The organism is Pseudonocardia sp. GCM10023141 (assembly GCF_042653605.1).
This window is the reverse complement of record NZ_JBHSIR010000083.1, coordinates 1-23,276: the sequence shown is the minus strand read 5'-3', so window position 1 is coordinate 23,276 and position 23,276 is coordinate 1. Positions and strand designations below refer to the sequence as shown.

The 23,276-nt window shown below is 72.9% G+C and carries 21 protein-coding genes and 1 pseudogene; 12 read left to right on the top strand and 10 right to left on the bottom strand.

All coding sequences use genetic code 11. The features are described from left to right. Positions 1-31: 31 nt before the first annotated feature. Both ACFPFQ_RS45595 and ACFPFQ_RS45590 read right to left on the bottom strand, forming a co-directional pair. Positions 32-217: a hypothetical protein gene (locus ACFPFQ_RS45595; RefSeq protein ID WP_379629546.1), complete on the bottom strand. Its 186-nt coding sequence runs from the start codon at positions 215-217 to the stop codon at positions 32-34. Positions 218-269: 52 nt separating this feature from the next. Next, complete coding sequence (locus tag ACFPFQ_RS45590; protein WP_379629545.1) at positions 270-1,202, bottom strand: universal stress protein; 933 nt, start codon at positions 1,200-1,202, stop codon at positions 270-272. Between the two features lie 225 nt (positions 1,203-1,427). On the opposite strand from ACFPFQ_RS45590, the gene ACFPFQ_RS45585 reads away from it, so the two are divergent. Then, positions 1,428-1,916 carry a universal stress protein gene (locus ACFPFQ_RS45585; protein WP_379629544.1) on the top strand — a complete coding sequence of 163 codons (489 nt, stop codon included), beginning with the start codon at positions 1,428-1,430 and terminating at the stop codon, positions 1,914-1,916. Between the two features lie 30 nt (positions 1,917-1,946). On the opposite strand, the gene ACFPFQ_RS45580 is transcribed toward ACFPFQ_RS45585, so the two are convergent. Both ACFPFQ_RS45580 and ACFPFQ_RS45575 read right to left on the bottom strand, forming a co-directional pair. Then, positions 1,947-3,065 (bottom strand): acetate/propionate family kinase, encoded by a 1,119-nt coding sequence (locus ACFPFQ_RS45580; protein ID WP_379629543.1) that lies wholly within the window; start codon positions 3,063-3,065, stop codon positions 1,947-1,949. Between the two features lie 3 nt (positions 3,066-3,068). After that, the gene (locus ACFPFQ_RS45575; protein ID WP_379629542.1) at positions 3,069-5,453 is read right to left on the bottom strand and encodes a phosphoketolase; all 2,385 of its coding nucleotides are present in this window, start codon (positions 5,451-5,453) and stop codon (positions 3,069-3,071) included. 627 nt (positions 5,454-6,080) lie between these two features. On the opposite strand from ACFPFQ_RS45575, the gene ACFPFQ_RS45570 reads away from it, so the two are divergent. Then, on the top strand, positions 6,081-7,811 hold the full coding sequence (locus tag ACFPFQ_RS45570) for a SulP family inorganic anion transporter (RefSeq protein ID WP_379629541.1): 1,731 nt from the start codon (positions 6,081-6,083) through the stop codon (positions 7,809-7,811). Here the strand turns inward: ACFPFQ_RS45570 and ACFPFQ_RS45565 are convergent. After that, positions 7,806-8,297 (bottom strand): universal stress protein, encoded by a 492-nt coding sequence (locus ACFPFQ_RS45565; protein WP_379629540.1) that lies wholly within the window; start codon positions 8,295-8,297, stop codon positions 7,806-7,808. The genes ACFPFQ_RS45570 and ACFPFQ_RS45565 overlap by 6 nt on opposite strands. Positions 8,298-8,544: 247 nt before the next feature. Between ACFPFQ_RS45565 and gap the strand changes: the two genes are divergently transcribed. Next, positions 8,545-9,561 carry a type I glyceraldehyde-3-phosphate dehydrogenase gene (gene gap / locus ACFPFQ_RS45560; protein WP_379629539.1) on the top strand — a complete coding sequence of 339 codons (1,017 nt, stop codon included), beginning with the start codon at positions 8,545-8,547 and terminating at the stop codon, positions 9,559-9,561. Positions 9,562-9,704: 143 nt separating this feature from the next. Beyond that, positions 9,705-10,367, top strand: a complete 663-nt coding sequence (locus ACFPFQ_RS45555) for a response regulator (protein WP_379629538.1) — start codon at positions 9,705-9,707, stop codon at positions 10,365-10,367. 159 nt (positions 10,368-10,526) lie between these two features. Here ACFPFQ_RS45555 and ACFPFQ_RS45550 read toward each other — a convergent pair whose 3' ends face one another. Next, the gene (locus ACFPFQ_RS45550) at positions 10,527-12,239 is read right to left on the bottom strand and encodes a GAF domain-containing protein (protein ID WP_379629537.1); all 1,713 of its coding nucleotides are present in this window, start codon (positions 12,237-12,239) and stop codon (positions 10,527-10,529) included. Here ACFPFQ_RS45550 and ACFPFQ_RS45545 point away from each other — a divergent pair. Continuing rightward, positions 12,207-13,265 (top strand): annotated as a pseudogene (locus ACFPFQ_RS45545) (universal stress protein); the annotation flags it as partial. The gene ACFPFQ_RS45550 and the pseudogene ACFPFQ_RS45545 sit on opposite strands and share 33 nt — an antisense overlap. A 27-nt stretch (positions 13,266-13,292) precedes the next feature. On the opposite strand, the gene ACFPFQ_RS45540 reads toward ACFPFQ_RS45545, so the two are convergent. The 3 genes from ACFPFQ_RS45540 to ACFPFQ_RS45530 all read right to left on the bottom strand — a co-directional run bounded on the left by ACFPFQ_RS45540 (position 13,293) and on the right by ACFPFQ_RS45530 (position 15,354). Then, a complete protein-coding gene (locus ACFPFQ_RS45540; RefSeq protein WP_379629536.1) occupies positions 13,293-14,201 on the bottom strand; it encodes a universal stress protein in 909 nt (302 codons plus the stop codon). A gap of 224 nt (positions 14,202-14,425) precedes the next feature. Next, the gene (locus ACFPFQ_RS45535; protein WP_379629535.1) at positions 14,426-14,833 is read right to left on the bottom strand and encodes a hypothetical protein; all 408 of its coding nucleotides are present in this window, start codon (positions 14,831-14,833) and stop codon (positions 14,426-14,428) included. Beyond that, positions 14,830-15,354, bottom strand: a complete 525-nt coding sequence (locus ACFPFQ_RS45530) for a flavodoxin family protein (protein WP_379629534.1) — start codon at positions 15,352-15,354, stop codon at positions 14,830-14,832. Before ACFPFQ_RS45530 ends, ACFPFQ_RS45535 begins: the two co-directional genes overlap by 4 nt. Positions 15,355-15,673: 319 nt before the next feature. Here ACFPFQ_RS45530 and ACFPFQ_RS45525 point away from each other — a divergent pair, with 319 nt between their 5' ends. From ACFPFQ_RS45525 to ACFPFQ_RS45495, 7 genes are all read left to right on the top strand, one after another. After that, positions 15,674-17,131, top strand: a complete 1,458-nt coding sequence (locus ACFPFQ_RS45525) for a wax ester/triacylglycerol synthase family O-acyltransferase (protein ID WP_379629533.1) — start codon at positions 15,674-15,676, stop codon at positions 17,129-17,131. 2 nt (positions 17,132-17,133) lie between these two features. Continuing rightward, positions 17,134-18,645 (top strand): long-chain-fatty-acid--CoA ligase, encoded by a 1,512-nt coding sequence (locus ACFPFQ_RS45520; RefSeq protein ID WP_379629532.1) that lies wholly within the window; start codon positions 17,134-17,136, stop codon positions 18,643-18,645. Positions 18,646-18,650: 5 nt separating this feature from the next. Continuing rightward, on the top strand, positions 18,651-20,090 hold the full coding sequence (locus ACFPFQ_RS45515) for a WS/DGAT/MGAT family O-acyltransferase (protein WP_379629531.1): 1,440 nt from the start codon (positions 18,651-18,653) through the stop codon (positions 20,088-20,090). A 123-nt stretch (positions 20,091-20,213) separates the two neighbouring features. Beyond that, the gene (locus ACFPFQ_RS45510) at positions 20,214-20,999 is read left to right on the top strand and encodes an HPF/RaiA family ribosome-associated protein (RefSeq protein WP_379629530.1); all 786 of its coding nucleotides are present in this window, start codon (positions 20,214-20,216) and stop codon (positions 20,997-20,999) included. After that, positions 20,996-21,475: a universal stress protein gene (locus ACFPFQ_RS45505; RefSeq protein ID WP_379629529.1), complete on the top strand. Its 480-nt coding sequence runs from the start codon at positions 20,996-20,998 to the stop codon at positions 21,473-21,475. Before ACFPFQ_RS45510 ends, ACFPFQ_RS45505 begins: the two co-directional genes overlap by 4 nt. A 117-nt stretch (positions 21,476-21,592) precedes the next feature. Beyond that, positions 21,593-21,916 carry a DUF4342 domain-containing protein gene (locus tag ACFPFQ_RS45500; RefSeq protein WP_379629528.1) on the top strand — a complete coding sequence of 108 codons (324 nt, stop codon included), beginning with the start codon at positions 21,593-21,595 and terminating at the stop codon, positions 21,914-21,916. Positions 21,917-22,068: 152 nt separating this feature from the next. Further along, a complete protein-coding gene (locus ACFPFQ_RS45495; RefSeq protein WP_379629527.1) occupies positions 22,069-22,737 on the top strand; it encodes a BON domain-containing protein in 669 nt (222 codons plus the stop codon). A gap of 224 nt (positions 22,738-22,961) precedes the next feature. Here ACFPFQ_RS45495 and ACFPFQ_RS45490 read toward each other — a convergent pair whose 3' ends face one another. Then, entirely contained in the window at positions 22,962-23,252 is a 291-nt protein-coding gene (locus ACFPFQ_RS45490) for a WhiB family transcriptional regulator (RefSeq protein WP_379629571.1), read from the bottom strand. Positions 23,253-23,276: the final 24 nt, after the last annotated feature.

The following is a 23,276-nucleotide window of genomic DNA, read 5'->3' as shown; positions in this document are numbered from 1 at the left end:
GCCGGGCCCGGCCCGTCGCACCTGGCCGGCGCTAGCGCCGGCCACCCACGGCCGCGGCGCGGACCCGTCCGATCCGGACGTGGCCGTGGTCGTAGACCTCGCCTGCGGCCGTCACCGTACCGATCCGGACGTGGCCGTGGTCGAACACGTCTCCGGTGGCGGTGGCGGTGCCGATCCGCACACCGCGGTTGTCGTACACGTCCTGCGAGCCGGTCATGGCGTTCTCCTCCTGTTGGGTGTGGGTGCTGCTCGGTTGTGGGTGCTGCCGATCACGACCACCGCGACGGACCGACCGGGTCGGGCCGAACGACGGCAACCGGGCATGACGAGTGGTGCAGCAACGCATGGCTGATCGAGCCCAGGAAGATCCCGGACACGGCACCGTGCCCGCGGGTGCCGACCACCACCAGCTGCGCCTCCGTGCTCAGCTCCACCAGCTCGCGCGCGGCGATGCCCCTGCGGTGCACCCGCTGCACCGGCACCCCCGGGAACATCGCGGCGCAGCAGGCGACCGCCGCGGACAGCTCCGCCCATTCCACGGTGGCCACCGCGTCCCAGTCCACGAGCAGTGCCGCCTCGGGCCGCATCAGCGCGGGGTGGCGCCACACGTGCACGGCGACCAAGGGGGCGCCGCGCCGTGCCGCCTCCTCGAACGCGAACCGGACCACGGCAACGGAGTCGGGTGGCTCGCCCACACCGACCACGACGGGACGGCAGGCGTCCGCCGGATCGTCGTGCTCGACACCGCGCACCACCACGACGGGACACGCGGCATGCGCGGCCAGCGCGACGGCGACGGATCCCACGAGCATGCCGGTGATGCCACCCCGGCCGCGGTCGCCGACCACGAGCAGCTGCGCGTGGCGCGACTCGGTGATCAGCCGCGGGATCGGATGATCCCTGAGCACCTCACCGGTCACGCTCGAGTGCGGGGCGACAGCCCGGGCATGCGCGATCGCCGCCGACACGATCTCATGTGCGGCTTCGAGCAGCACCCCGCCGGCGTCGGCAGCCATGACGGCGCCGTACCGATCGGCCGGAAGCAGGCCGAAGGCATTGATCACGCGTAGTGGCGCGTCGAGCCGCGCCGCTTCGGCCGCGGCCCAGCGGACGGCGCGCAGCGCCGAGTCGGACCCGTCGACGCCGACCAGCACCGCAGCCACCGGCCCCGCCGGGTCACCGTGCTTGCCTGGTTCCACCATGGACGCTCCTCGTGTCGCGGTCCACGATCGTCGGTGGTGCCGCCCTGCGGGCAGCGGCGTCCGGCCTGTCCCACCGGGACCTCCGCCCTGCAGATCGGGGCGTATCCGGGCATCGCGCGCCACTGCGACAGGCCGTTCGACCGTCAACCGCCGGGCACTCCGCCGCTGCTGCGACGCGTGTCAGCGGAGCACCGTGTGCCCATCGACCGAACGAAGGGATGGGCCATGGCACAGCAGCAGCGGATCGTCGTCGGACTCGACGATTCCGAGGGTGGCCGGGCGGCGCTGGCGTTCGCACTGCACGACGCGGCCCGGCGGGATGCGACGGTGGAGGCGGTGGCCGCGTTCGAGATCCCGCAGTACTGGATGGCACTCGGTGGCACGATGCCCATCACCTCGACGGTGGACGTCCGGGAAGCGTGCCGGGCGCAGGCCGCCCGCATCGCCGACGAGGTGTGCGCCGCGATGGCCGACTCGTTCTACGAACTTCCCGAGGTCACGGTCGTCGCTGTGAGTGGCAGCCCGTCCGCCGTGCTGTTGCACGCTGCCCGCGACGCCGACCTGCTCGTCGTGGGCAGCCGCGGCCGGGGCGGGTTCACCAGCGCGATGCTGGGCTCGGTGAGCCTGCACTGCGTGCTGCACGCGCGCTGCCCGGTGACGGTCGTGCACCCCGACTCCGTGCCGGTGGCCCGGTCAGCGGCCGCATGGGCCTGATCGCGGCGATCGGCGGACGCCATCCGGCGGTCATCGACGAGGGGTGCGGTCGCCGAGCAGGCCGCGGACCTGACCGTCGATGACGAGATCCTCCCTGGCGTGCACGACCAGTGTGCGGGCCGCGGCACCGGCGATGCCGACGTCGGTGTCGGTGCCCGGCCGGGCCGCGGTGTTCGCGCCGGAGTCGAGCGCGAGCCCGAGGAACCCGAGCCCGCCGACGGCCCGCGCGCGCAGGTCGGCGGCGTGCTCCCCGACCCCGCCGCTGAACACGAGCACGTCGAGGCCCCCCAATGCCGCCGTCATGGCGGCGATCCCCGCGCGCAGCCGGTGGAGCCAGACGGCGACGGCGAGCTCGGCATCGGGCTGCCGGTCACGCTCGGCGGCGACGACCTCGCGCATGTCGGGTGTTCCGGCCAGTCCCAGCAGGCCGGACTCGTGATCGAGTGCGTCGGCCACCGCCGCCACGTCCAGCCCGCCGTGCGCGACCAGCCACAGCGGCACGGACGGGTCCAGGTCACCGCTGCGGGTGCCCATCACCAGTCCGGCGGTCGGCGTGAAACCCATGGTCGTGTCCACGGACCGCGGACGAGCGCCGTCCCAATCGACGGCGCAGAGCGAGGCCCCCGATCCCAGATGGGCCACCACCGTGCGCGGTGCCGGCCCGGCCAGCGCCGCCGCCCGCCCCGCCGCCCACTCGTGGGCCAGTCCGTGGAAGCCGTAACGCCGCACGTCCAGCTCGCGGCGCCAGCGGGCCGGGATCGCGTACGTCGATGCGGCCGCCGGCAGGTCCGCATGGAAGGCGGTGTCGAAGCAGGCCACGGCCGGCACCTGCGGCAGTGCCGCCCGGACCGACCGGATCGCGGCCAGCGCGGGCGGCTGGTGCAGCGGTGCGCGCTCCACGAGCCGGTCCAGCACGGACAGGACGCCGTCGTCGACGAGCACCGGGCCGCAGAAGGTCGATCCGCCGTGCACCACCCGGTGCCCGACGGCATCGACCCGGCCCAGCCCGGCGAGCACGTCCGCGAGCGCACCATGGTCGAAGCGCCCGCGGTCGGCCTCCAGGTCGCTGCGGTGCAGTACCTCACCCGCCGGGTCGAGCAGGCTGATCTTCACGCTGCTCGATCCCGCGTTGACCACCAGTACCTGCACGGATCAGCCCGACCAGGCCCAGCTGCGGATGTCGGGGGCGTCCTCCCCGGTGCTGCGGGTGTACGCCCGGCAGCGCAGCCGCTCGTCGAGCAGGTGCTGGCGCAGCGCGGCGTGGCGCACCGCGAGCCCCGGAACGCGGTCGATCACATCGGCGGCCAGGTGGAAGCGGTCCAGGTCGTTGAGCATCAGCATGTCGAACGGCGTGGTGGTCGTGCCCTCCTCCTTGTATCCACGCACGTGCAGCTGGTCGTGGTTGGCCCGCCGGTAGGTCAGGCGGTGGATCAGCCACGGGTAGCCGTGGAACGCGAAGATCACCGGCGTCGACGGCGGAAACAGCGCGTCGTACTCCCGCTGCGACAGCCCGTTGGGATGCTCGGCAGGATCCTGCAACCGCATGAGGTCGACCACGTTGACCACCCGCACCCGCAGGTCGGGCAGGTGCCTGCGCAGCAGCGTGACGGCGGCGAGGGTCTCGACGGTCGGCACGTCACCGCAGCAGGCGAGCACCACGTCCGGCTCGGTGCCGGCGTCGCTGGAGGCCCAGTCCCAGATCCCGATCCCCCGCTGCACGTGGGCGATCGCCGAGTCGAGGTCCAGCCACTGGTACTCGGGCTGCTTGCCGGCGACCACGACGTTGATCTGGTCGCGGCTGCGCAGGCACTCCTGCATCGTCACCAGCAGCGTGTTCGCGTCCGGCGGCAGGTAGACGCGAACGATCTCGGACTTCTTGTTCACGACGTGGTCGATGAAGCCCGGGTCCTGATGGGAGAACCCGTTGTGGTCCTGGCGCCAGACGTGCGAGGTCAGCAGGTAGTTCAGCGACGCGATCGGGCGCCGCCACGGGATCGTCCGGCTCACCTTGATCCACTTGGCGTGCTGGTTGACCATCGAGTCGACGATGTGGATGAACGCCTCGTAGCAGGTGAAGATGCCGTGCCGGCCGGTGAGCAGGTAGCCCTCCAGCCATCCCTCGCACACGTGCTCGGAGAGGATCTCCAGTACCCGGCCGTCGCGGGCCTGGTGCTCGTCGGACGCCAGCAGCTCGCCCTCGAACTGCCGGTCGGTCACGTCGAAGACGTCCTGCAGGCGGTTGGAGGCGACCTCGTCGGGGCCGACGAGGCGGAAGTTGTCCGGGTTCTTGCGGATGATCTCCCGCAGCCAACCGCCGAGCACCCGGGTGGCCTCCGCTGTCGCGTCGCCGGGTGCGGGCACGGCGACGGCCTGTTCGGCGATCGGGGGCAGCCGCAGCGGGCGCAGCAGCTCTCCCCCGTTGGCGTGCGGGGTGGCGCTCATCCGCAGCGGACCGGCCGGCACCAGTGCGTCCAGCGCGGCGACCGGCGCACCGGTCGCGTCGAACAGCTCCTGCGGCCGGTAGGACCGCATCCAGCGCTCCAGCTCCGCCAGGTGCGCGGGATCCTCGCGCACGCCGGAGAGCGGCACCTGGTGGGCGCGCCACGTGCCCTCGACCTGCACGCCGTCGACGACCGCGGGACCGGTCCAGCCCTTCGGGCTGCGCAGCACCAGCGCCGGCCAGCGCGGACGCGACGTGCTCCCGCTCGCCGCGGACTCGCGGATGGCGTCGATCGTGGCCATGACCCGATCGAGGGTCGATGCCATCCGGGCATGGGCACGCATCGGGTCCTCACCGGCGTGGACGTCGACGAAGAACGGCTCGTGTCCGTAGCCCTCCAGCAGCGACCGCAGCTCGGACTCGGGGATCCGGGCCAGCACCGTCGGGTTCGCGATCTTGTACCCGTTGAGGTGCAGGATCGGCAACACGGTGCCGTCGGTGACCGGGTCGAGGAACTTGTTCGCGTGCCACGACGCCGCGAGCGCCCCGGTCTCGGCCTCCCCGTCGCCGATGACGCACGCCACGAGCAGCCCGGGGTTGTCCAGGGCTGCACCGTAGGCATGCGCGAGCGAGTAGCCGAGCTCACCACCCTCGTGGATGGAGCCGGGCGTCTCCGGCGCGGCATGGCTCGGGATCCCACCGGGGAACGAGAACTGGCGAAACAGCGTGCGCATCCCGTCGGCATCACGGGAGACGTCGGGGAAGCGTCTGGAGTAGGTGCCCTCCAGCCACGCGGTCGCGACCACCGCCGGACCGCCGTGGCCAGGACCGGTGACGAACAACGCCTCCTGCTCGCGGGGCCGCAGGACCCGGTTGAGGTGCGCCCACAGGAACGTGAGTCCGGGCGTGGTGCCCCAGTGTCCGAGCAGGCGTGGCTTGATGTGATCCGGGCGCAGCGCCTCGGTCAGCAGCGGGTTGGCCTGCAGGTATATCTGGCCGACGGCCAGGTAGTTGGCGGCGCGCCACCACGCGTCGAGGAGCTCGAGCTCCGTGGTCGGGGCGGCGCCCGGTGCGGGCGCGCCCGCGGTGATCGTCATCGGAGCCGTCCGGTAGCGGTGCGAGCGGGACTGAGCATGATCACAACGATGCCCGCCGGAATCGGGCACCGACAGAGTCCTTCGGCCCCGGCGGGGAGCACATCCGCCCTGTCGGCCGGCACTGCCTGCTCCTCGCACTCGGTGTGACCCTGCTCAACAGCGTCGCCGGGATGCTCCAGTCCGAGGCAACGCGCCGCGTCCGCCGCCGTGCGACCACGGTGCCGGGTCAGCGGGCCGTCGCGACCCGCATCCCGGCACCCGCCGCGCACCCGCGTCCAGCATGGCTCCGAGCAGGACCGATGTGCGGTGGCTCGCGTCCCGGTCGAGCGGGCCGACGAGTTCGATCACCCCGTTGCCACTGCCCGCACAGGTGGGCGGTGATCGCGGCGGTCGGTGCGGATGCTGAACCGGCGACGAGCATGGTGGTCCTCTCGATCGAGCTGCGGCCGAGATCAGATCATTGACACTGCAATGACGATGGGGACCGAGGGCCCGAGTCGGTGAGCGGACGGACGACAGCGGGCGTCCACCTGACCCCGGGCGCGGGACCTTCGCCCGGGGTGTTCCCCGCCGGTGTGCCGGATCCTTGCCGCGGGCAGGTGCGCCGGGCGACGGAGGGACATCGCGGTGACAGCAACGTCAGGACGGAAGCGGCGAAGCGGTGTGACGCTGGCGGCCGGGCTCCGTCCCGGGCTGACGGCGCTGCGTCGCCGAGACGTCCCCCGGCTCCGGGGAGACCTGCTGGCCGGGCTGACCGTCGCCGCCTACCTGGTGCCGCAGGTGCTGGCCTACGCCGAGGTGGCGGGGGTGGCCGCGGTGGCCGGGCTGTGGGCCAGTGTCGCCGCGCTGGCCGTCTATGCCGTGCTCGGCTCGTCGCGGCAGCTGTCGATCGGGCCGGAGTCGACCACGGCGCTGATGACGGCCATCGCGGTCGCCCCGCTCGCAGCGGGCAACGCCGACCGCCACGCCGCCTTGTCGGCCGCGCTGGCGCTGCTGGTCGGGGGGATCTGCCTGCTGGGCCGGATCGCGCGGCTGGGCTTCCTCGCCGATCTGCTCTCGCGCCCGGTTCTGATCGGTTACCTCGCGGGGATCGCGTTCATCATGATCGGCGGGCAGCTCGGCAAGGTCAGCGGCGTCCGGATCGACGCGGAGACCTTCCCTGGTCAGGTGGCTGAGTTCGGCACCCGCCTCGGCAGCGCCCACGTCCCGACGCTCGTGCTCTCCGGCGGCGTGCTCGCGCTGCTGATCCTGCTCGGGGTGCTGGCCCCCCGGCTGCCGGGGCCCCTCATCGCGGTGCTCGCCGCCGCTGCGGCCACCGCAGTGCTGTCGCTCGACCGGTTGGGCGTGCACCTCGTCGGTGCCGTGCCACAGGGCATCCCCGTGCCGTCGCTGCCTGCGGTCGATGCGCCGGACCTGGCCGGGTTGCTGCTGCCGGCGATCGGGGTGGCGATCGTGGGCTATTCCGATGTCGTGCTGACCGGCCGAGCGTTCGCCGCCCGCAGCCGCGCCCCGCTCGATGCCGATCAGGAGCTGCTGGCACTGGGCGCGGTGAACCTCGCGGCGGGGCTCGTGCAGGGCTTCCCGGTCAGCAGCAGCGGCAGCCGGACCGTCATCGGTGACGCCGTCGGTAGCCGCAGCCAGCTCTCGTCGGTGGTGACGCTGCTGATCGTCGTGGTCGTGCTGGTGGTCGGCGGGCCCGTCCTCGCGGCGTTCCCCACCGCGGCGCTCGGCGCGCTCGTCATCTACGCCGCGGCACGGCTGATCGACATCGGGGAGTTCCGCCGCTTCGCGCGGTTCCGGTGGTCCGAGCTCGCCCTCGCGCTGGCCACCACGGTGGCGGTGCTGGGACTGGGTGTGCTCTACGGGGTGCTCGCCGCGATCGGGCTGTCGATACTGGACCTGCTGCGGCGGGTGTCCCGCCCGCACGACGGGGTGCTCGGCTTCGCGCCGGGGATCGCGGGCATGCACGACGTCGACGATCACCCCGATGCGGCGACGGTCCCGGGCCTCGTCGTCTACCGCTACGACGCGCCGCTGTTCTTCGCCAATGCCGACGACTTCCGCGCGCGGGCGCTCGCCGCGCTCGATGCCGCCGCCGGGCCGGTCCGGTGGCTGCTGCTCAACATGGAGGCCATCGTCGAGCTCGACATCACCGCGGCCGACACGCTCACCAGCCTGTGCGAGGAGCTCGACCGGCGCGAGGTGGTGATCGCGCTCGCCCGGGCGAAGCAGGACCTCCAGGCGGACCTGCAGCGCGGCGGCCTCATCGAGCGGATCGGCCGTGACCGCATCTACCCCACCCTGCCGACCGCGGTGGCGGCATATCGGGCGGAGCATCCTGCGGCGGACGGGTCATGACCGGGCGGCACCGGCCAGCCCCCGCGCCACGCCGTCACGCGGGTCGCCGTACCGGACGATCGTGACCGGGCAGGGGGCGTGCAGCATGCAGTACCGGCCCACCGAGCCGGGCCTGGTGCCCGCCGCCCTGCGCCGGCCCAGCACGAGCAGGTCGGCCCCGAGGGCCCGCTCGACGAGCACCTTGGCCGGGCGGCCGGGCTGCGCGACGACGTCGACCGGCACCGTTGCCAGTGCACCGCCGCCTGCCGCGGCGATGCCGTCCACCCAGCGCCGCCCGCTGCGCTCGATGCTCGCGGTCAGCTGGTCGAGCGTGGGGGCGGCGAAGGCGCAGTAGTGGACGCTGCCGGTGTGGTCCGGCGGCAGGAACGCGCGCACGACCTCCACCCGCGACCCGCGCAGAGCGGCCTCGGCCAGCGCGATGCGGACGGCCGCCAGCGCCTCGACCGACCCGTCCAGCCCCGCCACGATCCGGCCCTGTTCCTGCATGACAGCTCCCTCGACGGTCCGGCGTTCGGCCCTCACCGCCACGATGTCGAGCGCCGTCGGATCCGACGACAGGCTGACGGCCCCTCGCTGCCGGGCCGCACGTCCCACCGCCGTCCCACCTCACCGCTCGGGGGCCGTCCGGCCCTGTGCGGCACGGTCGCTCGCCCGTGTTCGGCTGCCCGGCGTCCGCCGAGCATGGCTCTACCGAGTGCACCGCAACGGATGCACGCGATGAGAGGAGCCGGCCATGCGGGTCCGCGTCGGAATCAACGGGATGGGCCGGATCGGCAGGGACGCCCTGCGCGGTGCACTCGATCGGGAGGACTCCGGGTTCGAGATCGTCGCGATCAACGACCTCGCCCCGGCGGAGACGATCGCCCATCTGCTGCGCCACGACTCGACCTACGGGCCGTGGACGCGCCGCGTCGAGCTCGCCGGGCAGTACCTGTCCGTCGACGACCACCTGATCAGGGTGATGCAGGAGGCCAACCCGGCAGATCTGGGCTGGGGCGACCTCGGGGTGGACGTGGTGATCGAGGCGACCGGGCGGTTCCGCACCCGGGAGCGCGCCGAGGGCCATCTCGCCGCGGGCGCCCGGAAGGTCGTGCTCACCGCGCCGGGCACCGACATCGACGCGACCCTCGTCATGGGGATCAACCAGGACACCTACGACGCCACGGCGCAGCACATCGTGTCCAATGCGTCCTGCACCACGAACTGCGCGGCACCGATGGCACAGGTGCTGCACCACGCCTTCGGGATCGAGGAGGGCCTGCTCACCACGATCCACAGCTACACGGCCGACCAGAACCTGCTCGACGGGCCGCACAAGGACCTGCGGCGGGCCCGCTCGGCCGCTGTCAACATCATCCCGACCAGCACCGGCGCCGCGCGGGCCATCGGGGAGGTCCTGCCCGACCTCGCCGGCAGGCTCGACGGGATCGCCGTGCGGGTGCCGGTGGTCGACGCCTCGCTCGTCGACCTGACCGTACGGCTGGCCGAGCCCGCCACGGTGGGGCAGGTCAACCGGGCCTTCGCGACGGCCGCGGACGGGCCGCTCAAGGGCTTCCTGCGCTACACGACGGACCCGGTCGTCTCCCACGACGTGATCGGCGAGGACGCATCGTGCCTGTTCGACTCGGGGCTGACCCGGGTGGTCGGGAGCACCGTCAAGGTGTTCGGCTGGTACGACAACGAGTGGGGCTACGCGCAGCGCACCCTCGACCTCGTCGAGCTGATCGCGCGAACGCTGCCCGAGCGGTAGCGTTCGGACCGGCACGCACCAGTGCCGGACGTGCTTGCGGTGGCAGGGCCGTTCGGCCCTACCCTCGGGGCCGTGCGCCGGGTTCGGCGGGCCGCTTGCCGACGTACCGTCATCGTCGACAACCAGCGACGAGAGGCCAACCTGTGACCATCTCCGTGTTCCTGCTGGACGACCACGAGATCGTCCGGCGCGGCATTGCCCAACTGCTCGAGTCCGAGGACGACATCCAGGTCATCGGGGAGGCCGGCACCGTGGCGCAGGCGCTCGCGCGCATCCCCGCGCTGCGTCCCGACGTGGCCATTCTCGACGTCCGGCTCCCCGACGGCGAGGGCATCACGGTGTGCCGTGACGTGCGCTCGGCGGTCTCGCCACCGCCTGCGTGCCTGATGCTGACCTCGTACTCCGATGACGAGGCCCTGTTCGGGGCGATCATGGCGGGTGCGTCGGGGTACCTGCTCAAGCAGGTGGCCGGTACCGATCTCGTCGGTGCGGTGCGCACGCTCGCGGCCGGCGGGTCGCTGCTCGACCCGAAGGCCACGGCCGTCGTGCTGGAGCGGCTACGCAAGGGCGACGAGCCGACCGACCCCCGGTACGAGACGCTGAGCCCGCAGGAGCGGCGCATCCTCGAGCTGATCGCCGACGGCCTGACCAACCGCCAGATCGGCACCGAGATGTACCTCGCCGAGAAGACCGTCAAGAACTACGTGTCCTCCCTGCTGCACAAGCTCGGCTTCTCCCGCCGCACCGAGGCCGCCGTCTATGCGGCGGAGCTGCGCCGCGACACCCCGCGCCCGAGCGGCCGATGACCGTGCCACCCGGGCGGCATCCGGTCGTCGCGGCGCAGTCGCGACATCGGGCCTCGCAGCTGCAGCTCCGCGATCGAGCTGCACCGCAAGGTGGATGTGGATGTGGATGCGGATGCCGGGAACGGTCGGCCTCGATCCCCTGATCGAGAGCCGCCCGGATCAGAGCGGCACGCGCCAGCTCAGCCGGGTTCCGGTCGGCGCCACCGGCTGCACCATGAGCGTGCCACCGCAGGCTGTCGCCCGCTCCTCGAGATTGCGCAGCCCGCTCCGGGCCGCGACCGGGTCGATCCCGATCCCGTCGTCGAGCACTTCGACCAGCAGCTCCGCCCCGGCGTCCACGGTCAACGTGACGTGGCTCGCCCGGCCGTGCCGCACGGCGTTGCTGATCCCCTCCCGCACCACCGCGACGGCATGAACGCCGATCTCGTCCGACACCAGGGTGTCCACGGCGCCGGAGATGCGCACCGAGGGCGACACGTCCGTTCCCAGCACGGCCTCCGCTGCGGTGTCGAGCAGCCTGCGGCGCAGGCTGGAGTCGGCGGAACCTTCCCCGGTGGTGTGCAGGTCGAAGATCGCCGTGCGGATCTCCCGGACGGTGGTGTCGAGCTCCTCCACCGACTGCTGGATGCGCTGCTGCAGGACGGGGTCGCTGCTGCGCCGCTGCAGGCTCTGCAGCTGCAACCCGGTGGCGAACAGCCGCTGGATGACGTGGTCGTGCAGGTCGCGGGCGATCCGGTCCCGGTCGGCGAACACGTCGAGCTGGCGCTGGGCACGGTTCTTCGCCTCCAGTTCCAGCGCGAGCGTGGCCTGCTCGCCGAAGGAGGTGAGCAGGGGTACCTCGACAGGCAGGAACGGGGGCCCACCGCTCAGCCGCAGCGCGACGAGCACGCCGATCCCCGCGTCCTGCGAGAGCAGCGGTACCGCCGCCGTCGGGCCGTAGGAGGTCGCGACGCCGACGGCCCCCGGCAGGTCGCCCGGCGATCCGACCAGCACGGCGGCGCGCCCCTCGACGATCTCCTCCAGCAACGGGTGGGTACCGATCCGGTGGACGCGGGTGACCTCGTCCGGGCCGCACACCGCGCCGATCCGGAACTCCGCGGTCGCCGGGTCGGGTCCCAGCAGGACGAGAATGGCGTCGGACCGGGTCAGCTCCATCGTCCGCTGCGCGATCAGGTGCAGCGCGTCCTCCTCGCTCGCTCCGGACAGGAGCTCGGCGCGGATCTCGGCGGTCGCCTCGAGCCATCGCTGACGCAGGCGGGTCTGCTCGAACAGGTCCGCGTTCTGCACCGCGATGCCGGCAGCGGCGGCGAGCGCCTCCACGACGACCTCGTCGGCTGCGGTGAACTCGCCGCCGCCCCGCTTCTCGGTGAGGTAGAGGTTGCCGAACACGGCGTCGCTCACCCGCACCGGAACGCCGAGGAAGGAGTGCATCGGCGGGTGGTTGGGTGGGAACCCGACCGACGCGTCGTGTCTGCTGAGATCCAGTAGTCGCAGCGGACGCGGGTCCAGGATGAGCTGCCCGAGCAGACCCTTTCCTTCCGGCAAGGGACCCATGTTCGCGCGGGTCTCGTCGTCGATGCCGATGTGGATGAAGCGCGACAGCCCGCCTTCCGGCGCCAGCACCCCGAGCGCACCGTACTGGGCGTCGACGAGATCGACGGCGGACTGCACGATCCGCCGCAACGTCGTGTCCAGTTCCAACCCCGCGGCGATGGCGAGCACAGCGTCGAGCAGGCCCTGCATCCGGTCGCGCGTGGCGACGATCTCGGTGAGCCGTTCCTGGACCTCGCGCAGCAGCTCGTCGAGCCGCAGGCTGGACATGACGTTGGGCATTCCCCGATGCGCGTGATCGGGACGCTCCTCGATCGACATCGCACCTCCTGGAGGGCCTCGGCACGACGGCAGAGCGGTGCTCACCGTGGCACGGCGCCGACCGGAAGGCAACCCGGCGTGATCGCGGCAAGGGGTGCCACCCGGCGGCGAGGCGCAGGGCTTTCGGCCGTGCTGGCCGGGCGGCGACCGCGGCATCGTGACGGCTCGGACCCGGAAGGGGGAGCCGTGGAACCGTCACAGGAAATCAGTCCGGCGTCCCGCGGGGGCGTCGTCGTGGGGACCGACGGGACGCCCGGCGCGACGGCGGCGATCCAGTGGGCCGCAGCGGAGGCCGCGCGCCGGGGCCACGCGCTGCGGATCCTGCACGCGGCCCCCTACGCGGTCGGGCCCACCGCCGGGCCCGGCCGGGCCCGCGCGGCGGAAGTGCTCGCCGAGGCCATCGCGGTCGCGCGCCGGGCCGTACCCGCGTGCGACGTCTCGGCCGCCTGGACGGCGAATGCCGCGATACCGGCACTGGTCGCCGCGTCCAGCCGGGCGTGCCTGGTCGTCGTCGGCATGGGCAGCCGCGAGCTGCCCCGAGACGCCGCGATCGGGTCCACGGCCGTCGACGTCGCCGGTCGCGCCTGCTGCCCGGTGGCCGTGATACGTGGGCGGCACCGCTCGCCCGGCCCGAAGCGTCCGGTTCTCGTGGGGGTGGCCGACGCCGGCGCCGACGCGCGCGTGCTGGGCGTGGCCTTCGCCGCGGCGCACCGGCACGGCTGCGGGCTGCTGGTCGTGCACGCCGAGCACGACACGACGGGGATGCTGGGACACCTCGTTCCCGGGGGGGCGGGGCGGCAGGCCGCCGCCAGCTCGCTCGCCGAGGGGTTGCGCGCCTGGTCGGAGCGCTTTCCCGGCGTCGGTGTCGAGGTGCGGACGCCGGCGGGCCAGCCGGGCACCGTGCTGCTGGGAGCAGCAGGCGCCGCGCGGCTGGTGGTGGTCGGTTGCCGTGGGCGCAGCGCGCCGGCGCGGGCCCTGTTCGGATCGACGAGCCGGGCGTTGCTGCGGCGCTGCCCGGTTCCCGTACTGGTCGTGCCGGCGGCTGTGAAGGACCTATGCCCGCTGTGCTGTGGGACGGACGACGGCAACGGGGCATGCGGCCCGGTGGATGGCCGCGTTGCTGACCGACCCGAGCACGAGGCCGGTGAACTCGCCGTGGCCACGGGTTCCGACGACGAGTAGCTGGGCGCCGGTCGACCGGGCGAGCAGCCCCGGTGCCGGGAAGTCGTGCACCAGCACCCGCTGCACGGCGACGTCCGGGTACTTCTCGCCCCAGCCGGCCAACCGCTCGGCCAGCACCTCGGCCGCCTCCTGCTCGATGAGCTCGCTGCCCACCATGGGCAGCGCCAGTACGGGGTCGCTGCCCCGGTCCCACCAGGTGTGCACGGCCACCAGCGGAACCTTCCGCTCCGCGGCGGCCTCGAACGCGAACGCGATGGCGGCCTCGCTCGTCGGGGAGCCGTCGATGCCGACCACCACCGGCAGCGTCGCGGTGCGGGTGGGTTCCCGCTCGGGGCCGCGGACGATCACCACGGGGCACGCCGCGTGCGTCGCGAGGGCGACCGCCACCGAGCCCAGCAGCAACCCCTCGAGGCGGTTGAGACCGCGGTCGCCCACGACCAGCAGCTGCGCCGTGCGCGCCGCGCCGGCCAGCACGGCGATCGGCGACCCGGCCGTGACCTCCTGCTCGATCTCGAGGGCGGGGTCCAGGCCGTGGGCCCCGGCAGCGGCGGCCGCGACCAGCTTGTGCGCGCGCTCGAGCAGCGTCGCGCGGTAGGCCGGGCTGTGTCCTGGCCGGCCGTCCGCGGCGTGCTCCTCGGTCCACCCGAAGGCATGCACCACCCGCAGCGGCAACCGGCGCCGCCCGGCCTCCTCGACCGCCCAACGCAACGCGCGCGTCGCGTTGTCGGAGCCGTCGACGCCGACGACCACTGCTCGCCTGGCCTGCTGTCCGTCCATCATGATCCTCCCGAACCCTCGTCAGCCGTTCTGCGTGTCCCTGGGGCCGAGGTTGCCCTCCGGGTGGTCCCGGGCGGAACCCGCGGACGGCCCGAGGTCGGGGGCCGATGGACCTGGGATCGGTGGCGCGAGGCCTGGTCGGCTGGGCCGTCCTGAAACAGGCTTGTCGGTCCGCTCCTCGGGTTCTCGTGCTTGCGCCGTCGACGGTCCGACCAGCCTCCCGAGCATCACGTCCACCACACCCGGTGCGCCCAGCGCGCTGCCAGCACGACGGCAAGGCCCGCCGCCGCCATCACCGGCTGCAGCACCGAGAACTGCTGCAGCACCGCGAGCTGCACCACGATCCACACCACGAGCGCCGCACCGGCTGCCACCGACACGTCGCCCGCCCGGCGCATCCCAGCGGCCTCCATCGCTGCCGCGACGAGCATCGGCGCCGCGACGCCGGCGAGCAGGAAGATCCCCGGCCACGTCCAGGTCGGGAACGGGGTGGCCGCGAGCCACGCCGCCGGCAGGCCCATCCCGTCGCGCATGAGCCCGAGCCCGCCCACCACTGCCGAGCCGCCGATGAGCAGTTCCAGCACGATCAGCACGGCGGTGGCGCCACGCTGCGGTGCCCGCACCGGCGCCGTCATCGGGAGCGCTCCGCCTGCGCGGAACCGGCGAGCTGCGTGGCGAGCCCGGAACCCCATGCCGTGGCCCGCTCCAGCTCGCCGTCGACCAGCGGACCGGGTGTCCCCGCGACGCGGAAGGTCTGCCTGCGGGCGATCATGCGGTAGCCGCGGCGGCGCAGCAGGCGGTGGGCGCGTGCCGCGGCCGACCCCGGCATCCGGGGGCGATCGATGCAGGTGTCGAAGCTGGCCGCGGGCACCGTGCCGGTGGGCAGCGCCTCGAGCCACTCCCGCAGGCCGACCTCGGCGGCCGTGGCCCCGCTCCCGACCTCCGCCGCGGCCGCGGCCCGCGTCCCCGGCCGGCTCATCCCGAAGGCGTGCGTCGGGCCGCCGACGACGAGCAGGTCGGCACCGCCGAGCGCCGAGGGCGCCGTGGCGACGTCGACGACGCGCACGGTCATCCGCTCGGCCAGCCCGTCGGCGATCGCGTCGGCGATCGCGCGGGTGTTCCCGAACACCGACTCCACTGCCACCAGTGCATCCATCACGTCCTCCAGCTGCCGCGCGCCGGACCCGGTGACCGGCGAACCCGAACATCGGCCCGATCCTCGGCACGAGCACGCCCCACCGGCAGGGCCCTTCGCACCCATGGGGCCGGGACTTAGAGCGTCCGGCAATCGAGGGTTCGCGAGGCACTCAATTGCCGGTCGCCTTCAGGCCCCGGATCCGCGCGGGTTCGGTGGCAGGACCTTCAGCGACCGGCGGGGGCCGGTCGGACCTGGGTGACCGGCCGGCACCGGCGCAGTCTCGGGCCATTGCCGCCTGCCGACCGCGCCGGTGATCGTCGAGGACCAGGAGATGCCCGTGACCCGCCGCCCGATCCCACCTCAGGACCAGCTCTGGCTCGAGCTCGACCGCCCGACGAACCTGCTCGTGATCACCTCGGTGATGTGGACGTCCGAGCCGGTCGACCCCGCAGCCCTGCGCGCTCTCGTCCAGGACCGGCTGTTGGATCGCTACCCGGTCTTCCGGCAGCGCGCCGTCGACGGCCTGCTCCCGGGCACCGCCCACTGGGAGGACGATCCGGAGTTCGATCTCGACCGCCACCTGAGGGTGGCGACCGTGCCCGCGCCCGGTGACCGGACCGCGCTCGAACGGTTCGTCGGGGAGCAGCGCAGCGTGCCACTGGATCGCAGCCGCCCGCTGTGGGCGCTGCACCTGCTGCAGGGCTACGGGACCGGGAGCGCGCTCGTGCAGCGGTTCCACCATGCGATGGCTGACGGCATCCGGCTCACGCAGGTCGCGCTCGGCATCCTCGATCCCGTCGACGGTGACGACCGGTCGCCCATCGCGCGGGTCGGCGGGGCTGCGCCGGTGCACGAGGGCGAGCACCTCTCGGCGCAGCTCGCCGACCTCGCCCGGCAGTCCGGGGGCGGTCCCGTGCTGAGAGCGGCCGGCTCGGTGGCCTCGCTGCTGCCCGCGTCCGTCCGCCCGGGCCACCTCCTCGACCTGACGGCGGAGACGGCGCTCACGGTGCTGCACACCGCCGGCAGCGTCGTGAAGATCGCGGCCTGGAACAACCCGCACACCCGGCTCGAGGGCGCCGTCGGTGTCGCCAAGACCGCAGTCTGGGGTGACCCGGTACCGCTCGAGCTGCTCACCGGGATCGCCCACGAGACCGGGACGAGCGTCGGGGACGTCTGCACGGCGCTCGTCGCCGGCGCCGTGTCGAGCTACCTCGACGAGCAGGGCGTGCTCGACGGGGAGACCGCCGACGACCTCGCCTGGATGGTGCCGGTCAACCTGGAGCCCTTCGACGCCGAGCTCCCCGCCGACCTGGGCAACCACTTCGCGCTCGTGCTCGCCGTGCTCCCGCACGCGCCCGTCCCGTTCCGGGAACGCCTCGCCGAGGTGCACACCCGGATGGCCCGGATCCGCGACTCCTACGAACCGATGATCACGTTCGGCATCTCCCGGGGCATCGCGGTCACGCCGGCCCCGCTGGGCAGCTGGATCAGCGACTCCCTCGCCGGCAAGGCCGTCGGCGTCCTCACCAACGTCCCGGGACCGCGCGTCCGGATGGCGCTCGCGGGTGCCCCCGTCACGGGCATGGTCGGGTGGGCTCCCACCAGCGCGCAGCAGGCGCTCACCGTCTGCGTCTTCAGCTACGCCGGCCAGGTCACGGTCGGGTTCGGCACCGATCGCGCCGTCATCGACGATCCCGAGCGACTCGTCGCCGCCTTCGCCGCCGAGGTCGGCGAAGCCGCCGCCCGGAACACGCCCATCCCCACCACCGCAGCAGCGACGTCGAGGAGGAGCTGACCATGTCCTTCAACCTGGCGACGATCTTGCGCGAGTCCGCCCGCAGCAACCCCGACCGGACCGTCGTGATCAGCGGCGAGCACCACATGTCGTACGCGCAGCTCGACCTGGCGTCGGACAGGTTCGCCGCGGGCCTGCGCGCGCGGGGCTTTCAGCCCGGCGACACCGTCGGGCTGCAGCTACCCAACGTGCCGCAGTTCCTCATCGCCTACTTCGGCATGCTCAAGGCCGGCTGTGTCGTGGTGCCGATGAACGTGCTCTACAAGGCGGGCGAGGTCGCGCACGTCCTGCGCGACTCCGGCGCGCGGATGCTCGTGACGTGGGCGGGATTCGCCGAGCAGGCCGCGAAGGGTGCCGCCGATGCCGGCGTCACCGAGCTCGTGGTGCTGACCACCCCCGGCATTGCCCAACCGTCGGTGGGACGCCCCTTCGAGGAACTGCTGCAGGGCAGCGGCCCGGCACCGATGTACCAGACCGACCCCGGTGATGTCGCCGTGCTCGTCTACACCGCCGGGACGACCGGCGTGCCCAAGGGTGCCGAGCTGACCCACTTCCAGCTCTACATGAACGCCGACACCCCCGGCAGGCTCTTCGGGATCCGCGACGACGACGTGGTGCTGGTGGCGCTGCCCCTGTTCCACATCTTCGCACTGTCGAGCATCATGAACCTCTGCGTCCGGTTCGGCGCCACGATGACGTTGGTGGCCCGGTTCGACCCGACCGTCGTCCTCGAGACGATGCAGCGCGACCGCGTCACCGTCTTCGAGGGCGTGCCGACGATGTACATCGCGCTGCTCAACCACCCCGACCTGGCCACCTACGACCTCTCCGCGATGCGGGTCGGGATCTCCGGCGGCGCCCCGATCCCGGCCGAGGTCATCGACGAGTTCGAGCGCACCTTCGACACCGTCATCCTCGAGGGGTACGGGCTGTCGGAGACCGCCGCCACCACCACCTTCAACTTCAGTGAGGCCGACCGGCGCGTCTACAGCATCGGCAAGCCGATCTGGGGTGTCGACGTGCAGATCTGGGACGAGCAGGGACAGCAGCTGCAGCCGGGCCGGGAGCACATCGGCGAGATCGTGGTGCGTGGCGTCAACGTGATGCGCGGCTACCACGGCAACCCGGAGGCCACCGCCGAGGCGATGACCGACGGCTGGTTCCACACCGGCGACCTGGGTTATGTCGACGAGGACGGCTACTTCTTCGTCGTCGACCGCAAGAAGGAGCTGATCATCCGCGGCGGCTACAACGTCTACCCGCGTGAGGTGGAGGACGTCCTCTACAGCCACCCCGCCATCGCGGAGGCGGCCGTCGTCGGCGTGCCCGACGCGCACTTCGGGCAGGAGGTCAAGGCCTTCGTCGCGCTGCGGCCGGGCAAGGAGGCGACCGAGGCCGAGCTCATCGCGCACGTCAAGGAGCGGATGGCCTCCTACAAGTACCCGCGATCGGTCGAGTTCCGCGACACGCTGCCCAAGAACGCCGCCAACAAGATCCTCAAGCGGGAGCTGTGACCGTCATGGACCGGATGACCCCGCTCGACGCGGCGTTCCTGCAGATCGAGGACTCCGAGCCGACCGCATCGCTGGCCATCTCCTCCGTCGCCGTGTTCGACGGCCCACCGCCCACCCCCGAGGATTTCCGGCGCCACATCGCGGGCCGCCTCCCGCTCATCCCCCGCTACCGGCAGAAGGTCCGCCAGATCCCACTCGACATCGGCCCCCCGGTGTGGATCGACGACGAGCACTTCGACATCGACTACCACCTGCGCCGCACCGCACTTCCCGACCCGGGGGGTGACGCCGAGCTGGCGGCGCTGCTGGGCCGGGTGATGTCGGCCCGCCTGGATCGGGACCACCCGCTCTGGGAGTACTGGCTCGTGGAGGGCCTCGCGGGCGGCCGGTGGGCCCTGATCTCCAAGGTCCATCACTGCATGGTCGACGGCGTCTCGGGCACCGACCTCTACCGGGTGATCCTCGATCCGACACCGACACCACCACCGGTGCTCGTCGACGAGTGGCACCCGGCTCCGGAGCCGTCCGGGTTGCGACTGACCGCGGACGCGGCGCTCGAACTCGCCCGCAACCCGATCGGGCAGGCGCGCGCGATCGCCGATGTGGTCCGGCACCCCACCACGCTGGCGGGAATGGTGCGCGACACGCTGCGCGGGGCGGCCACGCTGGCCACGGCGGCGTGGCCGGCCCCGGCGTCGTCCATCTCGGGTCCGCTGTCGGCGAACCGTCGCTTCGCCTTCGGCCGCGGCACCGTCGTCGACGTCGCGACGATCCGGAAGTCCTTCGGCGGGACGTTCAACGACGTGGTGCTCAGCGCGATCACCGGCGGCTACCGCGCGCTGCTGCTGGGCCGCCACGAGACGCCCGCTCCCGGGCTCGTGCGCACGCTGGTGCCGGTGTCCGTGCGCGCACCCGGGGAAGAGGGCACGCGGGGCAACCGGGTGTCGCTCATGCTCGCCACGCTGCCGATCGAGGTCGCCGACCCGGTCGAGCGGCTCGCCGCCGTCACGAGCAGGCTCGCCGCGCTCAAGGCCGACCACGAGGCGGAAGCGGGCGCCGCGCTGATCGGGATCGCCGGGATCGAGCCGTTCCCGCTCTCGGCCGCAACGGTCCGCACGCTCTCGCTGGTACCGCAGCGGGCGGTGGTCACCGTCACGACCAACGTGGCGGGCCCACGGGAGCCGCTCTACGCCGCCGGCAGGCAGCTGCGGGAGATCATCCCCTACGTGCCGATCGGGTCCACGATGCGGATCGGGGTCGCGATCTTCAGCTACTGCGGCGCGATCACCTTCGGCGTCACCGGCGACTACGACAGCGCCTCCGACATCGGCGTGCTGGCCCGCGGCATCGAGGGTGGGATGGCCGAGCTCGCCGCCGCCGCCAAGGCAGCTGGGCAGCCCGCATCGAACGGCACAGCGCGGAAGCACCGTGCGGGGAAAGCCTGACGCGACACTGACGGCAACGACGGCTGTCCGACGAGCCGGCACGCGTTGGCGGGACCTTCTGCCCCTGCCACACCCGTCCGCTCGGCCCTGCCGGAAGCGGTCGCACCGCGCCACCGTGGCGTCATGAGCCGCACAACAGAAGGCCCCGCACCGCAGGACATCGTGGTGGAACTGCGGGGCGGGATCGCCGACGACCTCGCCGACTACGCGCGTCCCAAGATCGCCACCGTACTCGCCCACACCGGCCGGCCGGCACTCCACACGAGGCTGCACGTCATCCGCCATCACGACCCGGCCCGCTCGCACCCGGTCACGGCCCGGGTGACCGTCGACCTCGACGGCCAGCCGATCCACGTGAGCACCGATGCGACAACGCCGCGGGAAGCCGTGGATCTTCTCGTCGACCGGCTCGGCAGGCGCCTCGAAAGGGTCGCGACGCACTGGACGGGGCGCCCGGCACGGGGCCACCACCCCCAGCCGCGGGCGACCGTCCGCCACCTCGCAGCCGACGGCACTCCGATGTCGATCGCGGACGCCGTCGCCGGCATGGACGACGCCGAGCACGACTTCCGGCTCTTCGTCGAGGCGACGCGCGGGGTCGACTCCCTCGTCCACCGCACCGACAGTGGTCTCGTCCTCGTCCAGGCCGACGGGCGGGCCGACGAGGTGGCCGACGTCGCGGACGGGGTCGTGGACGGGGTCGTGCCCAGCAACGAGATGCCACCCGTGCTCGACGCGGGGCTGGCGCAGTCCCGGCTGTTGGACGCCGGCCTGTCGTTCCTGTTCTATCGCGACGCCGGCCATGGGCGTGGCAGCGTCCTGTACGTGCGCGGGACCGTGCACCTCGGGCTGGTCGACCTGAGCGCGAGCTACCGGTGGGCGTCGTCCGGGCCGGTGCTGCAACCGTGAGCAGCGGCCCGCGCAAGGCGGTGGTGGCGGGTGTCAACGGATCCCGGTCGTCCCTGCGCGCCGTTGCTGCCGCCGCCGTCGAGGCCGAACGCCGCGGGTGGGCACTGCAGCTGATCTACGTGCCGGTGGAGCCTGCGGGCGACCTGCAGACCGCCGGCCTGCTCATCGGCGCGAGCCGGGTCGCCACCTGCAGCACCGTCGGGACGAACAACCTGGTCGTGACCGCACGCGTGCTCGAGGGACCACCGGTCCCCACGCTGCTCGACGCGGCTGCGCACGCCGAGATGCTCGTCGTCGGCACCGGTTCGACGCCGGGCACCCTCGGCCCCGTCGCGACCGCGTTGCGCCGGGCCGCGGCCGGACCGCTGCTGATCGTCCCACTCGTCGTGCCCGGGGTCGCGCCGACGACCCTGTCCACCATGCCGCGGCCACGCGGTCGGCCCGCCGTCCCCATGGCCGGACCGCGGGGGTGCTGAGGTCCGGTGCCGGGAGCCGATCGGCCCTGCCCACCGCAGTACTCGGACTCCTCCCGCGCGAGCCGCGGCCTCGCACGATGGTCGTACCGAACCGAACAATGTCGAAGGAGCGAGAGCATGAGCACATCGACCAAGTCCACAGCAGACGGGAAGGACGCCGCCAAGGAGGCGGCCTCGCAGAACAGGGCCGAGAAGGACACCGCCCGGCCGGATGCGCTGAAGCTCCGGGGCGACGCGTTCGTCGCACGGATCAAGGAGCTCATCAACGAGAGCACCGTGCAGCGCATCGTCGTGAAGAACGAGGAGGGGCAGACCGTGATGGAGATCCCGATGGCGGCCGGATTCGTCGCGGCCGTCGCCGCCCCGGTCGTGACGGCCGTGAGCGCGATCGCAGCGATGGCCAACCACTGGAAGATCGAGGTGTACCGCAAGGAGCAGTAGGAAGCACCCGGTGGCCCGACCGACCGTGCCCCGCTCGCCGACCCCTGACCGGGCTCCCCGGACAGGGGTCGGCCCGCGTCCGAGCCCGCTGGCAGGCAGCGGCGGGCCCTTCGGCCCTACGGCCGCCGCGGCAGGCCCCGGAGCCTGGTGCCATGACACAGACACATCACAAGACCGACGCCGAGCTGAAGAGCGCGGTCGTCGACGAGCTCGAATGGGTCCCCGACGTGGATGCGACGAGAATCGGCGTCTCCGTCAACGACGGTGCCGTCACCCTTGCCGGCGAGGTGAGCTCCTACCCGGAGAAGCGCAATGCCGAGCGCGCAGCGCTGCGGGTGCAGGGTGTCACGGCCGTCGCCGACGAGATCACGGTCCACAGCGCGTGGAGCGCCGTCACCGACACCGACGTCGCCCGCGAGGCGGGCGAGGCCCTCGACCGCTCCGTGGAGGTGCCGCCTGGCGCGGTGCAGGCCGTGGTTCGCGCCGGGACCGTCACCCTCTCCGGCACCGTCACCTGGCGTTTCCAGCGGGTGGCCGCCGAGCGGGCCGTGCGCGGCCTGCGCGGGGTCCTCGCCGTCCACAACGACATCGCATTGGCGGAGCGGCCGGTTGCCACCGACATCAAGAAGGCGATCAACTCGGCGCTCGTGCGCAATGCCCAGATCGACAGCAACCATGTGGACGTGACGATCTTGCCCAGCGGGGTCGTCACGCTCCGCGGAACGGTCCAGTCGGCGGCCGAGCGCCGCCAGGCCGAGCACGCCGCGTGGGCAGGCGCCGGGGTCACCACCGTTCAGAACCTGCTCCGCATCGAGAGCTGACGCCCAACCGGCGCCTGCCGCCGGTCCGGACCGCCACCCCCGCCACCACCCCCGGCCACCGGCAGCGGGGGTGGCGGGCCCGGCCCGGCCGGCGAGCAGGTCGTCGCGGCGCTCGCAGCTTGGCACGAATCCGAGCAGCGGGGTGTTGAGCAGGCTCTCCCCACCCAACAGGGCGCACGGCTCGGTCGCGGGAGCGCCTGCCGCTCGGCCGTGTCACGCTGCGGTCAACGCTCGTACGGACCGCTGCACGGCCGGGTCCTGCGAGAACCCGCGGCCGCACGCTGCCGGCCGGACGCGGCCCTCCGCGCGCGCAGGTCACGCCGCTCGGCGTCGGTGAGGCCACCCCACACCCCGCTGTCCTGCCCGCTCGCCAGCGCCCAACCCAGGCACTCGGCGGTGACCGGGCAGCGCGCGCACACCGCCTTGGCCTCGGCGATCTGCACGAGCGCCGGACCGCTGGTCCCCACCGCGAGTCGGGTAGCCGAGGGGAATCGCACCCCTCGGCTCCCACAGATCCCCGCATGAAGATCTCCCTTCAC

Excerpts from the sequence above, each read along its gene's own strand:
- ACFPFQ_RS45595 (WP_379629546.1), bottom strand. The coding sequence starts at position 217 with ATGACCGGCTCGCAGGACGTGTACGACAACCGCGGTGTGCGGATCGGC.
- ACFPFQ_RS45590 (WP_379629545.1), bottom strand. The coding sequence starts at position 1,202 with ATGGTGGAACCAGGCAAGCACGGTGACCCGGCGGGGCCGGTGGCTGCG.
- ACFPFQ_RS45585 (WP_379629544.1), top strand. The coding sequence starts at position 1,428 with ATGGCACAGCAGCAGCGGATCGTCGTCGGACTCGACGATTCCGAGGGT.
- ACFPFQ_RS45575 (WP_379629542.1), bottom strand. The coding sequence starts at position 5,453 with ATGACGATCACCGCGGGCGCGCCCGCACCGGGCGCCGCCCCGACCACG.
- ACFPFQ_RS45565 (WP_379629540.1), bottom strand. The coding sequence starts at position 8,297 with ATGCAGGAACAGGGCCGGATCGTGGCGGGGCTGGACGGGTCGGTCGAG.
- gap (WP_379629539.1), top strand. The coding sequence starts at position 8,545 with ATGCGGGTCCGCGTCGGAATCAACGGGATGGGCCGGATCGGCAGGGAC.
- ACFPFQ_RS45550 (WP_379629537.1), bottom strand. The coding sequence starts at position 12,239 with ATGTCGATCGAGGAGCGTCCCGATCACGCGCATCGGGGAATGCCCAAC.
- ACFPFQ_RS45540 (WP_379629536.1), bottom strand. The coding sequence starts at position 14,201 with ATGATGGACGGACAGCAGGCCAGGCGAGCAGTGGTCGTCGGCGTCGAC.
- ACFPFQ_RS45535 (WP_379629535.1), bottom strand. The coding sequence starts at position 14,833 with ATGACGGCGCCGGTGCGGGCACCGCAGCGTGGCGCCACCGCCGTGCTG.
- ACFPFQ_RS45530 (WP_379629534.1), bottom strand. The coding sequence starts at position 15,354 with ATGGATGCACTGGTGGCAGTGGAGTCGGTGTTCGGGAACACCCGCGCG.
- ACFPFQ_RS45520 (WP_379629532.1), top strand. The coding sequence starts at position 17,134 with ATGTCCTTCAACCTGGCGACGATCTTGCGCGAGTCCGCCCGCAGCAAC.
- ACFPFQ_RS45515 (WP_379629531.1), top strand. The coding sequence starts at position 18,651 with ATGGACCGGATGACCCCGCTCGACGCGGCGTTCCTGCAGATCGAGGAC.
- ACFPFQ_RS45510 (WP_379629530.1), top strand. The coding sequence starts at position 20,214 with ATGAGCCGCACAACAGAAGGCCCCGCACCGCAGGACATCGTGGTGGAA.
- ACFPFQ_RS45500 (WP_379629528.1), top strand. The coding sequence starts at position 21,593 with ATGAGCACATCGACCAAGTCCACAGCAGACGGGAAGGACGCCGCCAAG.
- ACFPFQ_RS45495 (WP_379629527.1), top strand. The coding sequence starts at position 22,069 with ATGACACAGACACATCACAAGACCGACGCCGAGCTGAAGAGCGCGGTC.